Annotated in this window: 8 protein-coding genes; all 8 read right to left on the reverse strand. The window is 77.1% G+C overall.

The window, feature by feature from the left end; all coding sequences use genetic code 11:
• Positions 1 to 79 precede the first annotated feature (79 nt).
• From FBY24_RS13190 to FBY24_RS13225, 8 genes are read right to left on the reverse strand one after another with little or no spacing between them, the layout of a single operon-like run.
• A complete protein-coding gene (locus tag FBY24_RS13190; RefSeq protein ID WP_255432386.1) occupies positions 80 to 1,519 on the reverse strand; it encodes an MFS transporter in 1,440 nt (479 codons plus the stop codon).
• Positions 1,516 to 3,315 (reverse strand): ABC transporter permease subunit, encoded by a 1,800-nt coding sequence (locus FBY24_RS13195; RefSeq protein ID WP_142161225.1) that lies wholly within the window; start codon positions 3,313 to 3,315, stop codon positions 1,516 to 1,518. Before FBY24_RS13195 ends, FBY24_RS13190 begins: the two co-directional genes overlap by 4 nt.
• Positions 3,302 to 4,849, reverse strand: coding sequence for an ABC transporter substrate-binding protein (locus tag FBY24_RS13200; RefSeq protein WP_142161227.1), 1,548 nt, complete (start codon positions 4,847 to 4,849; stop codon positions 3,302 to 3,304). The genes FBY24_RS13195 and FBY24_RS13200 overlap by 14 nt, the downstream gene beginning before the upstream one ends.
• The gene (locus tag FBY24_RS13205; protein WP_142161229.1) at positions 4,846 to 6,129 is read right to left on the reverse strand and encodes an MFS transporter; all 1,284 of its coding nucleotides are present in this window, start codon (positions 6,127 to 6,129) and stop codon (positions 4,846 to 4,848) included. The genes FBY24_RS13200 and FBY24_RS13205 overlap by 4 nt, the downstream gene beginning before the upstream one ends.
• Positions 6,126 to 6,803 carry an ATP-binding cassette domain-containing protein gene (locus FBY24_RS13210; RefSeq protein WP_142161231.1) on the reverse strand — a complete coding sequence of 226 codons (678 nt, stop codon included), beginning with the start codon at positions 6,801 to 6,803 and terminating at the stop codon, positions 6,126 to 6,128. The genes FBY24_RS13205 and FBY24_RS13210 overlap by 4 nt, the downstream gene beginning before the upstream one ends.
• Positions 6,804 to 6,814: 11 nt before the next feature.
• Positions 6,815 to 7,510 (reverse strand): ATP-binding cassette domain-containing protein, encoded by a 696-nt coding sequence (locus FBY24_RS13215; protein ID WP_142161233.1) that lies wholly within the window; start codon positions 7,508 to 7,510, stop codon positions 6,815 to 6,817.
• Positions 7,511 to 7,552: 42 nt separating this feature from the next.
• Positions 7,553 to 11,749 carry an EAL domain-containing protein gene (locus FBY24_RS13220; RefSeq protein ID WP_160158509.1) on the reverse strand — a complete coding sequence of 1,399 codons (4,197 nt, stop codon included), beginning with the start codon at positions 11,747 to 11,749 and terminating at the stop codon, positions 7,553 to 7,555.
• A gap of 14 nt (positions 11,750 to 11,763) precedes the next feature.
• The gene (locus FBY24_RS13225) at positions 11,764 to 15,390 is read right to left on the reverse strand and encodes a PAS domain S-box protein (RefSeq protein WP_160158510.1); all 3,627 of its coding nucleotides are present in this window, start codon (positions 15,388 to 15,390) and stop codon (positions 11,764 to 11,766) included.
• Between the last annotated feature and the right edge of the window lie 272 nt (positions 15,391 to 15,662).

A 15,662-nucleotide genomic window follows, 5' to 3' on the forward strand; every position in this document is an offset into this window, starting at 1 on the left:
GGTCTCGACGTCCGGTCGACCGCGCGCACCCCGCCCCTGAGCGGTGCCGCCCCGAGATCACCCCGGCGGGGCGTCACGATCACCCGCGGCGGCGCACCAGGTCCACCACACCCACGCCCAGCGCGACCACGAGCAGCGCCACGGTGGCCAGCAGCCCGTGCGTGACACCGCCGGTGCCGTCGCCGCCCGCAGCCCCCGCGAAGTACAGGGCACCCACGGCCGCGATGCCCACCGCCGAGCCGAGCCGCTGACCGGTCTGCAGGACGCCGCCCGCGGCGCCCGCCTGCCCGACGGGCACGTGCTCCAGCGCCAACGTCTGGTTGGGCGAGATCACGAGCCCGCTGCCCAGACCGGCCAGCAGCAGCGGCAGCGCCAGCACCCAGCCCGTGCCCGGTCCGGCGTCCGTGACCCGCACGAGCACGTCGGTGAGGACCAGCCCGACGATCACGACGACCAGCCCCGCGACCACGACGGCCCGCCCGCGGCCCGAGACGAGACGGCCCCCCACCGCCGACGTCACGGCCGAGCCGAGGGCGAACGGGGTGATGACCAGGCCCGCGAGCAGCGGGGAGTAGCCGACCTCACCCTGCAGGTAGAGCGTCAGCACGAAGAAGATGCCCGTGAACCCGGAGAAGTACACGAGCCCCAGCAGCGCACCGCTGGCGTAGCCCGGCACCCGGAACAACGACCCGCGCACCATGGGGGTGCCGCCGCGCGCGACGACCCGCCGCTCCCAGCCGACGAACGCCCCGAGCAGCACCAGGCCCAGCGCGAGCACGGCCGCGTCGACCGGCTCCCAGCTCTCGCTGACCAGCGGCCAGAGCACGCCCACGACCCCGCCCCCGAGCAGGAGCGCGCCGACCGCGTCGAGGTCCTTGACGGGCTCCGGGTCCGCCCGCCCGGGCAGGTACCGCAGCGACAGCAGCACGGCGAGCGCACCGACGGGCAGGTTGACGAGGAACACCCACCGCCAACCCTCCTCAGGTCCCACCACGGCGAGGATCACCCCGCCCAGCACGGGCCCGATCGCGGTCGAGATGCCGATGGTCGCCCCCAGCCGGCCGAACGCCCGGCCCCGCTCGGCACCGGTGAACATCTGCTGGATCACGCCGGAGACCTGCGGGTTGACGATCCCGCCGCCGACGCCCTGCACGAGGCGGGCCACCACCAGCCACTCGGCCGTCGGTGCCAGGCCGGCCGCGAGGGACGCCAGCGTGAACAGCACCACGCCGACGACGAACAGGGTCCGGCGGCCCCGGGCGTCGCCGAGCCGCCCGGCCGCCACCAGCACGAGGCCGAACGTCAGGGCGTAGCCCGACACCACCCACTGCAGGGCCGCGTCGGACGCGTCGAGCTGGTCGGCGATCGACGGCAGCGCCACGTTGACGATGCTGACGTCGAGGAGCGTCATGAACCCCGCGGTCAGGCAGACGCCCAGCGCCTTCCAGCGGCGGGGGTCGGGGGAGCCGTCCCCGGTCGAGGGGGTGGGCGGGTGCGCGTGCGCGCGGGGGTCGGTCACGCAGGGACTCTAGGTCGCCCCGCGTCGACCCACCCGTCGGGAGCGGCGGCCGGGCGTGGCGCGGGCCGCGTCCGCGTCCTGCGCGAGCCCGTGGTCAGCGCGGCGCAGGCCACGGCGATCACCGACGCCAGCACGAGCGCGCCCGCCGGTGCCGCGGTGGCCCACGGGGCGCGCTCGACGTAGTCGATGCCCTCCGCGAGCAGCAGCCCCCAGTCGGGCGTCGGCGGCTGGGCGCCCAGGCCCAGGAACCCCAGCGACGCGAGCGCGAGGACGACCCCGGGCAGGCGCAGCACCGCGTGCCGCACGAGCGGCAGGACGACGAGCGGCAGCACGTGCCGCACGGCGATCTCGAGACGGCCGGCGCCCGCCACGGGCAGCCACCGCACGTGCGGTGCGGCCCGGGCCTCGTCCACGAGGGCCGCGGCGTGCGCGACCATCGGCGGCCAGCTCACCCACAGCACGGCCACCGCCGCGCCGAGCAGGCTCGGGCCCGCGAGGGCGGCCACGAGCACGCCCGCGACGACGGGCGGCGTCGCGTTGGCGACCTCCACCGGGCCGCGCACCGCGTCGACCGCGAAGCCGAGCCCGAGCGCGACCACCGTGGCGACCGCCACGACCGCGACGGCCGGCACGAGCGTGCCGACGGTCCCGTGGGCCACCCGGGCCAGCAGGTCGCGCCCGCTGGCGTCCGCCCCGAACGGCAGACCGGGCGCGGGCGGTGCCAGGCGCCCGTGCACGGTGGCGTACGGGTCGCGGGGCAGGCCCGCGACCAGCAGCACGGCCAGGGCGCCCACCGCGGCGACGAGCGTGCGCCGCGCCCCCCGCCCGTCGCGCACGGGTTCGGGCGGCGGGGGCAGCGCACCGGGCGGCAGCGTGCCGCCGAGCAGGGCGCGCCGGGCGAGCGCCGTTGCGGTCCCGACGAGCACCGCGACCAGTGCGACCGCGAGGATCCCGGCCTGCAGGGCGGGCAGGTCCTGCGCGTTCGCCGCCCCGAGCAGCAGGCGCCCGATGCCGGGCACCGCGAAGACCTGCTCGACCGCGACGGCGCCGCCCAGCAGCCCGATCGCGACGAGGCCCACCTGGTCGACGACCGAGGCCCCCGCGCGTCGCAGCACGCCGGCGGCCACGGTGCGCCCGGGTGCCCCGGCGGACCGCCACACCCCGACCCACCGCTCGCCGGCCGCCCCGGCGACGGCGTCGGCCAGGAGCCGCCCGAGCAGCCCGCCGGCCGGCAGCCCCAGCGCCAGCGCCGGCAGCACGGTGTGCGCGGGCGTCGACCAGCCGTACGGCGGCAGCCACCGCAGCTGCACCGCGACGACCACGAGCAGGGCGCTGGCCAGCAGGAACTCCGGCAGGGCGGTGAGCACGACACCCGCCGGCCCGGGCGTGCGGACGGGCCTGTCCCGGGCCACCCGGTCGAGCGTCGGCCAGACGAGGAGCGTGGCCACGACCAGGGCGACCAGTCCCGCGGCCCCGGTGAGGGTGGCGGACATGCCCAGCGCCTCGACGATCCCCGGCCCGACGGGCCGGCCGCTGACCCAGGAGTCCCCGAGGTCGCCGCGCAGCACCCCGGACCACCAGGTCAGCGTGGTCGCGAGCGGCCCGCCGTCGAGCCCGAGCTCGGCGCGCACGGCCGCCAGGGCCTGCGGCGTCGGCTCGAGCTCGGCGTACCGGGCGCGCAGCACGGACGCCGCCGGGTCCCGGCGGGACAGCCAGGGCAGTGCGCCGACGCAGGCCAGCAGCACCGCCCCGGCCGCCAGCCGGGACGTCGCGACGACGAGGTCAGGACGACGCATCGACGCGCGTCGCCGTCGTCACCAGCGTCCGCTCGCGCGGGTCGCGCGCGGCGCCGACCAGACCGGGCCCCTCACCCTGCACGACCCGCTCGTGCAGGAGCGGCACGGCCGCGTCGAGGGCGAGCACGTGCGCCTCCGCGAGCATGATCGCCTCGCGGCGCGCGTCGCCGGGCTCCGTCGCCGATGCCTGCGCGACGGCCTCGTCGACCGCGGCGTCGCACAGCTGGGCGATCGAGAACCCGCCCTCGCAGCCGAAGTCGCTGGCCAGGTACGCCACGGGGTCGCCCGAGTCCAGGACGGTCGCGCGCGACAGGATGAACGCGTCGAACGCGCCGTCGAGGGCGTCGGCCTCGATGAACTGGTACTCGCGCACGTCCTGCTCGACGACGAAGCCGACGGCCTCGAGCTGCTGCTCGAGCTGGACGGCGACCTCCGGGAGCTCGGCCCGGTCGGTGAAGGTCCCCAGGGTGATCCGCACGCCGTCGACCTGCGCGGGCTCCGCGCGGCCGGCGAGGATCTCGGCGTACGCGTCGGAGTCGCGCAGCTCGGCGGCCCAGGGCAGCGCCGGGCCGAGCAGGCCCTCGGCGACGTCGGCGCGTCCCTCGTACACGGTCTCCACGATGGTGGCGCGCTCGACGGCCTCGCGGGCCGCGGCCCGCACCGCCGGGTCGGCGAACGGGCCGGACTCCGTGTTCAGGTACAGCGTGTTGGTGCGGGGCATCGGCACCTCGTGGACGCGCTCGGGGTCGATGCTCGCGATCTGCCCGGCGGGCACCGTCTCGACCAGGTCCGCCTCGCCGGTGCGCAGCGCGGCGGCGCGTGCGGTGCCGTCGGGCACGAACGCGACGTCGATGCCCGCGGCGGCGGCGGGCTCGCCCCAGTAGCCGTCGTACCGGTCCAGCGTGGCGCCGGCCACGCCGTCGACCGCCACGATCTCGAACGGCCCGGTGCCGTGGCCGACGGGGTCGACGGTGCCGTCGGTGTACGCGGCGGGCGACAGCACGGCCAGCTGCGGGCTCGACAGCCGCTGCGGGAGCAGGGGGTCCGGGTCGCCGGTGGTCACCACGACGTCCCCGCCGTCGGCCTCGACCTGCAGGTCGACGCCGTCGAGGATCCGTGGCACGGGGCTCGCCTGGGCGGCCGCCTGCAGGGAGTTGACGACCGCCGCGGTGTCGAGCGTGGTCCCGTCGTGGAACGTCACGCCCTCGCGGACCGTGAACCGCCAGGTCCGGTCGTCCTCGCGGGTCCACGCGGTCGCCAGCCCGGGCAGCGCCTCGCCGGCCTCGTCGAGCGTGACCAGGGTCTCGGCCGCGCTCCAGCGGGAGAGCTTGAACGCGTCGTCGCTGAGGGGGTTCAGGCCCGAGCGCGGCGGCTGCATCATGGCCACGGAGATCCGGGCGTCGCCGGCGGTGCCCGACGCGGCGGGCTCGGCACCGGGGGACAGGCAGGCCGTCAGCGCCAGCGTCGTGCCCAGCGCCAGGGCGAGGCCGGCGGGTGCGCGGTGGCGCCGGCTGCGGGGGGTGCGGGAGATCATCGGGTTCCTTCCGGGGAGGCCGTCACGGCGAGGGGGTGCGTGACGGGCGGTGCAGGGGTGCCGGCCGGACGGGGTCCGGCCAGACGGGGCAGGGCACGGTGCGCCGCGACGGCGGCGACCGCGGCGGTCGCGGCGGCGCACGACCAGGCGGCGGGCAGCCCGTGCGCATCGGCCACGGCACCGGTCAGTGCGGACAGGCCGAGCGACCCCAGGCCGCCGGCCGTCGCGAGCGCCCCCAGGCGGGTCGCCCGGCGCGCGGGCGGGCCGGCGGTGGCCAGGCACCGCTGCGCGGCGGGGCCGCCGAGCATCTGGGCGAGCGCGACCAGGGCAGTCGTGCCCGCGAGCGCGGCGGCGTGCGCGCCGGGGGCGGTCGCGCGCTCGGCAACGGCACCGACGACCCCGGCGGCGGCCGCCAGCACGAGGGCGCCCGGGACGGCCCGTCGGACGCCGAGGCGTGCCGCCACGCGGGAGACGGGCCACTGCAGCGTCAGCGTCAGCACGGAGAGCAGGGCCACGAGCCGCCCGACCAGCGCGGGGTCGCCGGCCCGGGCGACGACGGCCAGCGGCACGAGCGTCGCGAGCTGGGTGTACGTGGCGAGCAGGACACCGGCCGGCACGACGACGGCGAGCAGCGCGCCCACGCCCGGTGCGGCGACCGGCTCGGCGTCCGGTCCGGGGCCGGGCGTGCGCGGGGCCCGGTCCGTCGTGGGGGTGGGTGCGGGGCCGGGCAGCACCCGGCCCAGGACGACGAGGGCGACGAGGAAGACGCCGGCCGAGACCGACGTGGCCAGGACGGTCGCGTGCGGGATCAGCGCGCCGCCGACGACCGCACCCACGGCGCCGCCGGCCTCGCCGACCATGGCCAGCGCGGCGAACGGTGCCGGTCCGCGCCGGTGCGTGCCCCGTGCGTCGACCGTGCCGACGAGGGCCTCCAGCGCGGGGGAGAACAGGGCCCCGGCGGCGCCGACGACGACCACCCCGACGAGGAAGGTCGCGGGGTCGGGGGCGAGGCCGACGGTGAGCAGGCCGGCGGCGCGCAGGCCGCAGCCGGCCACGACGAGCCGGCGGGCGCCGTACCGGTCGGCGAGTGCGCCGCCGACGAGGAACATGCCCTGCTGCGCGGCGACCCGTGCGCCCACGACGACGCCGACGGCCGCCGCGTCCATGTCCCACCGGTCGTGCGCGACCACCGCGAGGTACGGCACGACGGCCGAGAACCCGACCATGAACGCGGCCTGGGCGAGCAGCAGGGTCCGCAGGCGGGGGACGCCCGGGCTCATGCGCCCTCCTCGACGGCGTGCCCGGCGGTCAGGAGCACCTGGCGGTCGCAGCGGGCGGCCAGGTCGGGGTCGTGCGTGACGAGGAGCAGCGCCCGCCCGTCGCTGCGGGCGAGCGTGAGCAGCTCGTCCGACACGGCGGCGGCCGTGGCGGGGTCGAGCGCGCTGGTGGGTTCGTCGGCGACGAGCAGCGCGGGGTCGGCGACGAGCGCGCGGGCGAGGGCGGCGCGCTGGGCCTGCCCGCCCGACAGCTGCGCCGGGCGGCGGTCGAGCAGCGCCGGGTCGAGCCGCACGGTGGCGGCGGCGCGGTCGGCGCGGGCCTCGGCGTCGTCCCCGGGCACGAGGCGCCGGGCGGCGGTCGTGAGGGTGCGGCGCACCGTCCAGGCGGGGGGCAGCGACGCGGCGGCGTCCTGCGGCACCCCTTGCACCAGCCCCCGGACGCGCCGTCTCGGCGGGCGGCGAGCGTCCGCCCAGCGCTGCCCGGCGACCAGCACCCGGCCCGTGGTGGGTCGGCGCAGGCCCAGCGCGAGCTCGGCGAGCGTGGTCTTGCCTGCCCCGGAGCGCCCGACGAGAGCGACGGCCTCGCCGGCGTGCACGGACAGGTCGGTGGGGTGCAGGGCCACGGTGGCGCGGCGCCCGTGCCGGTAGGTCACCCCGGCGGCGTCGAGCCGGAGCACGGGGGCGGGCGTCACCGGGCGCCGGCCGGGGACGTGGCGGGTGCGTCAGCGGCGCCCGTGGCGGCGTCGGCGCCCGGGCGCAGACGCCCGTCCTCGACGTGCACGGTCCGCGCCCCGAGCAGCGCCGGCACCGCGGTGTCGTGGGTCGCGACGACGAGGGCGGCGGGGGAGTCGCCGGCGACGAGGGAGAGGAGCAGGGCGACGGTCTCGTCCCGGCTCGCGGGGTCGAGCGCGCTGGTGGGCTCGTCGGCGAGCACCACCTGGGCGCCGCTGAGGGCGGCGAGCGCGACGGCGGCGCGCTGGGCCTGCCCGCCCGACAGCTCGGCGGGGCGGCGGCGGGCGACCGCGGGGTCGGTCAGGCCGAGCCGGGCGAGCGTGGCGGCGACGTCCGCGGCCGGGCGGCCGGTGGCGCGGCGCAGCTGCGTGGCGACGGGCAGCAGCGGGTGCAGGGCGTCCTGGCCGCGCTGGGGGACGCTGCCGGTGCGCAGCCCGGGGGCGGCCCGGCGGGTGCCGCGCAGCACGACGCCCGCGGGCGGGCGGCCGGCGAGCGCGGCGAGCAGCATCGACTTGCCGGCGCCCGAGGGGCCGACGAGGCAGAGGCGGTCCCCCTGCTGCACGTCGAGCGCGTCGACGTGCAGCAGGGTCGACCCCTCGCGCGTGGCGACGAGGTCCATGTCGCGCAGGCGGACGAGCGGGTCGGTGGGCACGGCCCGCACTGTAGATGTTCATGAGAATGAGTTGCAAAATCGTCAGGCGTCCGAGTGATCCTCCGTCCGGCGCCCGGTGATGTCGGCCGCGCCGGCTGCGAGGAGCGCGTCGACGCCGGCCACGTCCGTCGGCCGGGCCAGGCCGAAGCCCTGCGCGAGGTCGACCCCCAGCCGCACCACGGCCGCGCGCTGCCGGTCGGTCTCGACCCCCTCGGCCACCACGGTCAGGTCCATCGACCGACCCATGGCCACCATCGACGCCGTGATCGCGGCCTGCGTCGGGTCGTCGTCCACATCCGTGATGAACAGACGGTCGATCTTCATCATCGAGACCGGCAGCCGCCGCAGGTACTCCATGCCGGCGTGCCCGGTGCCGAAGTCGTCGACCGCGACGCCCACGCCCGCCGCGCGCAGCGTCTCCAGGTCGTCCATCGTTGAGTGCGCCGAGCGCACGACCTGCCGCTCCGTCAGCTCCAGGCACAGCGACGACGGGGCCAGCCCGTGCTCGGCGAGCATGCCCTGGACCTGCCCCGCGAGCTGGTTGCGCCCCAGCTGGCCGGCCGACACGTTCACCCACAGCTGCGGCGCCGCGTCCCCGAACACGTCCCGCCACCGGCCCGCCTGCCGGATCGCCGTGCGCAGGATCCACAGGCCCAGGGGCCACATGAGCGCGCGCTCCTCGGCGACGTCCAGGAACGCGCCCGGCAGCAGCAGCCCGCGCACGGGGTGGTGCCAGCGCAGGAGCGCCTCGACGGACACCAGCCGGCCCGTCGTCATGTCGAACCCCGGCTGGTACACCAGGTGCAGGCCCTGGTCGGTCGGGGCGTCCCCGTGCTCGGCGTCGCGCAGCGCCTGCCGCAGCTCCGCCTCCAGGGAGACCTGGCGCAGGGCGCGTGCCTGGAGCGCGGGGTCGGCGACCTCGTACCGGTGCCGCCCGTTGCGCTTGGCCTGGTACATCGCCGCGTCGGCGTCGCGCAGCAGGTCCTCCGCGCGCACGTCCGCCTCCTCCGGGAACGCGAGTCCCACGCTCGCGGTGACCGAGATCGACGTCGCGCCGACGACGATGTCCAGCGCGAGCGCGTGCTCGATCCTGCGGGCCAGCGCGACCAGCTCGTCGATCGAGGTCAGGCCCGGGCACAGCACGACGAACTCGTCGCCGCCCAGCCGGGCGGTGGTGTCGGTGTCGCGCACGCACCGGCGCAGCCGGGCGGCGACCTCGACGAGCAGCGCGTCGCCCGCGTCGTGACCCAGCGAGTCGTTGACGTCCTTGAAGTTGTCCAGGTCGAGGTACAGCAGGCCCAGCCGCCCGCCCGTGCGCCGCGCCCGGGCGATCTCCTGCTCCATGTGGTCCACCAGGAGCGTCCGGTTGGCGAGCCCGGTCAGCGCGTCGAACAGGGCGGCGTGCGTCAGCGCGGCCTCGGCGGCCTTGCGCGCGGTGACGTCGAGGTACTGGGAGACGACGTAGGTCGGCGACCCCTGCCCGTCGCGGGCCAGCGCGACCGACAGGTCGACCCACACCGGCGTGCCGTCCGCGCGGCGGAACCGCCGCTCGCCCCGGAACGAGTCGAGCTCGCCCTGCACGAGCTGCCGCATGACCTCCATCCCCTCGGCGAGGTCGTCGGGGTCGATGACCGCGGCGACCTGCGTCCCGACGAGCTCGTCCTGCTCGAACCCGAGCATGTCGCACAGCGCCTGGTTGACCTGCAGGTACCGGCCCCGGACGGGCTCGGCGAGGCCCACGAGCGCCATGCCGGTGGTGGCGTGGTCGAAGGCCAGGCGGAAGCGCTGCTCGGAGTCCGTCAGGGCCCGGACGCGTTCCATGCCGTCGGTGACGTCGGTCGCGACGACCAGCAGCCCCGTGGGCTCCTCGGGACCGCGCTGCACGGTGAACGTCACCAGGACGTCACGGGCCGTCCCCGTCTCGGACCGGACGTGGAGCAGCCGGGTCCGGGGGCCGTCGACGTCCGTCGCCAGCCGGAGCCAGCGGCCCGGGGCACCGCCGCCGTCCGGGAACAGCGCCGTCAGGTCGCCGGGCTCGACGAGGTCGTCCAGGAGGCGCCCGACGACCCGGTGGGACCGGTGCCCGAGCAGCACCTCGGCCCCCGGGCTGGCGGCGCCGATCCTGCCGTCGGGGTCCGTCGCGAGCACGGCCTGGCCCGTCGCGGCGTCGAGCAGGCCGGCGAGCATGCGCGGCCCCGCGTGCGGTCCCGCGGCGGGGGTTCCCGCTGCGGCGGCACGGGTGCCGACGTCGCGTGCGCTGACCACGAAGGCGGGGGCGTCGTCGATCCGGGTGGCCCCCACGAGCACCTCGACGGGCACGGTGCTGCCGTCGCCCCGCCGGAGCGTGACCGTCAGCGGTCCGGACGCCGTGGGCACGCGCGCCGCGGCGCGCAGCAGCTGCTGGTCGTCCTCGCCCGGGACGAGGTCGGTGTACGGGTGCCCGACGACCTCGTGGCGTGCACGCCGCAGCAGCGCCAGGGCGCGGGTGTTGACGTGCAGGACGACCCCGTCGGCGTCGCACGCCAGCACGGCGTCCGGCAGGGCCCGCAGCATCCGCTCGGCCCGTTCGGCCGGCGTGCCGGGCTGCCGCGACCGGGGCGACTGCTCCTGCTCGTCGAGCACGACGAGCCCCACGGCCGCGACCCGACCCCCCTCCAGCAGCGCGCTGAGCCGCACCTGGACCCGCACGTGGGCGCCGGTGCTGCGGCGCAGCGTGCACGCCAGGGCGACGTCGGCACCGCCGGACCCGACCGCGCGGACCGCAGCCCGCAGCCGGGGGCGGTCCGCGGGGACCGCGAGATCTGCGACGAGGGCGTCCTCGTGCAGCCGTCCCGGGTGGCGGTCGAGGAGCGTCGCCAGGCGCAGGTTCAGCCCGACCAGCCGGCCGTCGGGCGTCGCCTCGGCGTACCCGACCGGTGCCTGCTCGAAGAGCGCGGCCAGACGCTGCTCGGACCGCTCGACCCGCTGGGTCCGCTCGGCCTCGTCCGAGACGTCCACGAGCTCGGTCAGGACCGCGGGCTCGCCCTCCCACAGGATCCGGCGCGCGTGCACGTCGACGGTGGCCCGCCGGTCGCCGCTGCGTCGCGCGCGGTGCACCCGGGTGCGCAGCACCTCCCCGGCGAGCACCCGCACGTACGCGTCGCGCAGCTCCTCCCCCTCGACGGGGTCGATAAGGTCCAGCAGGGAGACGCCCACCAGCCGGCGTGCCCACGACGTGCCGTGCACGCGGGCCGCCGCCTGGTTGCTCCACCGCACCACCTGGTCCGGCCCGGCGGTCACGAGCGTGGCCGTGCTCGACTGCTCGGCGAGCGCCCGGTAGCGGCCCTCGGCGACCGCCAGCTCGTCCGCGAGCTGCCGTGCCGCCGCGACGTCGACCGAGATCCCGCCGATGCCCCAGACCGCACCCGTCGCGTCCCGCAGCGGGAACTTCGACGCCAGGTACTCCCGGGGCTCGCCGTCGGGCCCGGGCGCCGTCTCGGTGAACATCTGCGGACCCTGCGCCGCGACGAGCGCGTCGTTGCGGTTGAGCTCCTCCGCGACGTCGGCGGGCAGGAGCTCGTCGAGCCGTCGGCCGACGACGGTCCCCGGCTCACGGCCGAGCACGTCGTGCGTGGGGGCGTTCGCGAGCAGGAACCGCCCGGTGAGGTCCTTGGCGAAGATCGGCCCCGGGGCGTGGTCGAGCACGGCGTTGAGCACCGCCTCGGACTGCGCCGCGCGGGCGGCGGCGACGGACATCGTGTGCGCGGCGTCGTCCGCTGCGCGGCGGTCGTGCTCGAGCGCCAGCACCGCCCCCGTCTGCTCGGCCAGGAGCACCAACGACCGGCGGGCGCCGTCGCCGAGCCGGCGCGGGACGACGTCGACCACGCACAGCACCCCCACGACCGCGCCGTCGGGCAGGACCACGGGGAACCCTGCCGCAGACCGCGGCGCCCCGTCCGCGCCCGGGTCGTCGCCGAGGTCGTCGACGACCACGGGCGCCCCCGTGCTCAGGACGCGCTCGCGCAGCGCCTCGACGCGGGCGTCGACCACGTGCTCGGGGTGCCCCTGGGCCGCCGAGGGCGTCGGCTCCGCACGCAGGTGCACGAAGGCTGTCGCGTGGTCCGCCGCCAGGGCGGCCAGCTCGACGACGCGTCGCAGCTCCGCGGACAGCGCGATCGCGGCGGCGGTCGTCCGCCGTCCGGCCGACCGGCGCGCCGACCCGTCCGACGTCGGCGCGCCGGACCCTGCGCGGGCCCTCACCTCCGCCCGCTGGCTCACGCCACCCCTGTCAGGAGCCGCTCGACGTCGTCCGCCGGCATCGGCCGCGCGAGCCAGAAGCCCTGCTCGAGGTCGCAGCCCAGGGCCACCACGACGTCGTGCTGGGCGGCCGTCTCGACCCCTTCGGCGACGATCTTCAGGTCCATCGAGCGGCCCATCGCGACCATCGACGCGGCGAGCGCGGCGTGCGCCTCGTCGAGCGTGACGTCGTTGACGAAGCTGCGGTCGATCTTCATGACCGTGACCGGCAGGCGCCGCAGGTAGTCCATCCCGGCGTGCCCGGTGCCGAAGTCGTCGATCGCGACGTCCACGCCCGCCGCGCGCAGGACCGACAGGTCGCCCGTCGTCGAGTGCGCGCCCCGCACGACCTGCCGCTCGGTGATCTCGACGCACAGGCGGTCGGTGGGCAGGCCGTGGTCGACGAGCAGCTGCAGCGTGCGCTCCGCGAGCAGGTTCTTGCCGAGCTGCCCCGCCGACACGTTGACCCACATCTGCGGCGCAGCGGCACCGAGCCGGGCGTACCAGGTGGCGGCCTGACGGACCGCGGTGCGCATGATCCACAGACCCAGCGGCCACATGAGGGCACGCTCCTCGGCCACGTCGAGGAACGCGTCGGGCGAGAGCAGCCCGCGCGTGGGGTGCTGCCACCGCAGCAGCGCCTCGCACGCGACGATGCTCCCCGTCCGCGTGTCGTACGACGGCTGGTAGACCAGCGACAGCCCCGTGCCCGGCACGGCGGTCCCTCCCTCCGCCTCGCGCAGCGCCTGCCGCAGCTCGGCCTCGAGCGAGAGCTGCCGCAGCGCACGGGCCTGCAGCGCGGGGTCGGCGACCTCGTAGCGGTGCCCGCCGTTGCGCTTGGCCTGGTACATCGCCGCGTCCGCGTCGCGCAGCAGGTCCTCGGCGTCGACGTCGGTGTCGTCGCGGAACACCAGCCCTGCGCTCACGGTGACCGACAGCGACGTCGCGCCCACGATGATGTCGAGGGCGAGCGCGCGCTCGATGCGCTGCGCCAGCGCGACCAGCTCGTCGATCGAGGTCAGGCCCGTGCACAGCACGACGAACTCGTCGCCGCCCAGCCGGGCCGCGGTGTCCACGTCGCGCACGCACCGGCGCAGCCGACCGGCGATCTCCACGAGCAGCGCGTCGCCCGCCTCGTGGCCCAGCGAGTCGTTGACGTCCTTGAAGTTGTCCAGGTCGAGGTAGATCAGGCCCAGGCCGCCGCCGTCGCGTCGCATCCGGGCGACCTCCTGCGTGACGTGGTCGACCAGGAGCGCCCGGTTGGCCAGCCCCGTCAGCCCGTCGTGCATCGCCGCCCGCGTGAGGGCCTCCTCGGCGACCTTGCGGCCCGTGACGTCCTGGTGCTGGGCGACGACGTACGCGGGCGTCCCGTGGGCGTCGAGCACCACCGCGAGCGACTCGTCGACCCAGATCGTCGCGCCGTCGGCCCGCCGGTACCGCACCTCGCGCCGTGCGGAGCCCAGCCGCCCGGTGCGCAGGTCGTCCAGCACCGCGGTGGTCGCGTCGAGGTCGTCGGGGTGCGTGATCGCCGTCAGGTCGGCGCCCAGCAGCTCGCCCTCGCTGTACCGGACCAGGTCGCACAGCGCCTGGTTGACCTGCAGGAAACGGCCCGGCACGCCGCTCGACAGGTCCGCCAGCGCCATGCCCGTGGTCGCGTGGTCGAAGGCGAGGCGGAACCGCTGCTCGGAGTCGGCGAGCGCGGCCTCGCGCGCCAGGCGGTCCGTCACGTCGGTCGCCACGACGACCAGCCCCACGACGCCGCCGGCGCCGTGGCGCACCGTGATCGACTGCAGCACGTCCCGGACCGTCCCCGCGCGCGTGACGTAGCGGCGCGGCGTCGTCCGGGTCGACGTCGTCACCGCCCGCGCGACACCCGCCCAGCGCTCGTCCGGGGCGTCGGCGAACAGCGCGGCCAGGTCGCCGGGCTCGACGAACTCGTCCAGACGCCGGCCGACAGCCTCCGCGGCCGGGCACTGCAGCAGCAGCTCGGCGCCGGAGTTGAACACCTCGACGACCCCGTCGAGGTCGATCGCGACGACCGCCTGCTCGGTCGCCGCGTCCAGCACCCCCGCCAGCAGGTCGCGCGAGTGGGCCAGCTCCTGGCTGAGCCGGCGCGAGGCGGTCATGTCGCGCACCGACGCGACCACCGCCGGCCCCGTCCCGAGCGTCACCGCGCTCAGGAGCACCTCGACGGGGATGCGGCGCCCGTCGCGCGTGAGCGCCTCGATGTCCAGGCCGGTCGACATGGGCGCCGCGTGGGACGTCGCGACGAAGCGGTCGCGGTGCCGCACGTGGCGCTCGGCCCGCTCGACCGGCACGAGCGTCTCGACGGCCAGGCCGACCATCTCGCCCGGCGGGTACCCGAACAGGGCCTCCGCCTGGTCGTTGACCTGGGTGATCGTCCCGTCCTGGCTGCAGATGAGGACCGCGTCCGGCATCGCGCGGACGAGCTGCTCGAGGCGGCGGCCGCGCTCGACGGCCTCCGTCCGGTACCGCTCCGCCTTCCGGTCGTCGAGCACCACGCCCGCGAGCCGGTCCACCGCGCCGTCGTCGTCCCGCACAGGGGAGAGGTGGACCTGCACCGGCACGTGCTGGCCGGTCGCGGTGCGCAGCGACCACGCGGTCCCGCCCTCGTCCTGCTCCCCGGCCGTGGCCCGGCGCAGCCGCGCCCGCAGCGCGGCACGGTCGCCCGGGACGAGGAGGTCCTCGACCATGCGTCCGGCCCAGTCCTCCACCTCGCGGCCCAGCAGCAGCGCCAGGCGGTGGTTCACCGCGTGCAGACGTCCGTCGGTCCCCGCCTCGAAGTAGCCCACGGGCGCCTGCGCGAACAGCGACGAGAGACGGCGCTCGGAGCGGGCGACGCGCTCGGCGTCCTCGGCCTGGTCGGTCACGTCGAGGAGCTCGGTCACCACCGCGGGCTCGCCGTCCCACTGCATGCGCCGCGCCCGCAGGTCGACGACGCCCTGGCGCTCGCGGTCGGTGCCCGGGTTCAGGACCCGGTAGGCGCGGGTCTCCAGCGGCTCGCCGGTGAGGACGCTCGCGTACTGCGCACGCATCTCCTCGCGCTCCAGCGGGTCGACCGTCTCGAGCAGCGACCGGCCGACGAGCTTGTCGACCCGTGCGACGCCGTGCATGCGTGCCGCCGCGAGGTTGCACCAGCGCACCACGTGGTCCGGGCCGGCGGTGACGAGCACGCCCGTGGTGGCGGACTCGGCGAGCACGCGGTACTGCTCCTGGGTGATCGCCAGCTCCGCGCGCAGCCACTCGGACGTCGAGACGTCGAGCGCGACCGCACCGATCGACCGCACCTCGCCGTCGTCGTCCGTGATGGGGAACTTCGCCACGACGAAGTCGCGGGCCCCGTGGACACCGGGCACGGACTCGGTGAAGACCTGCGGACCGTGCGAGAGCACCGCCGCGTCGTTGCGGAGCGCGTCCTCGTGCACCACGGTCGGGGTGACGTCCTCGAGCCGGCGCCCGACCAGGTGCCCCGGGGCCACGCCGAGCGCGCGGTGCGCGGCCGCGTTGGCCACGACGAAGCGCCCGTGCAGGTCCTTCGCGAAGACGGGGCCGTGCGCCTGCTCGACGAGGGCGGCTGCCAGCACCGGGTCCGTGGGCGCGGTCGTCGGCCGCGGCGCGGCCGTACCGGTGACGTGCCGAACGCCCTCCGGACCCGTCCCCGCCGGGTCCGGCCCGTGCTGGTCAGACGTCTGCTGCATCCTGGCGCCCCCGAACCCCACAGGCTGTCCCGCCCAGGATGGGCGGCCTGCCCGCCGGTGGGAAATGCTGGGTCGGGGCGTGCCGCGGCCGGACCCCGGCGCCGTGCGGCCCCCGGGTCCGGGGGCGTGCACGTCAGGTCTGCTCGTGACGTATCAGC

Origin of the sequence: Cellulomonas sp. SLBN-39 (assembly GCF_006715865.1) — a bacterium.
Taxonomy (GTDB): domain Bacteria; phylum Actinomycetota; class Actinomycetes; order Actinomycetales; family Cellulomonadaceae; genus Cellulomonas.

What these genes read in the sequence shown, in the direction of transcription:
- FBY24_RS13200 (WP_142161227.1), bottom strand. Translation starts at nt 4,849, where the DNA reads ATGATCTCCCGCACCCCCCGCAGCCGGCGCCACCGCGCACCCGCCGGC.
- FBY24_RS13195 (WP_142161225.1), bottom strand. Translation starts at nt 3,315, where the DNA reads ATGCGTCGTCCTGACCTCGTCGTCGCGACGTCCCGGCTGGCGGCCGGG.
- FBY24_RS13205 (WP_142161229.1), bottom strand. Translation starts at nt 6,129, where the DNA reads ATGAGCCCGGGCGTCCCCCGCCTGCGGACCCTGCTGCTCGCCCAGGCC.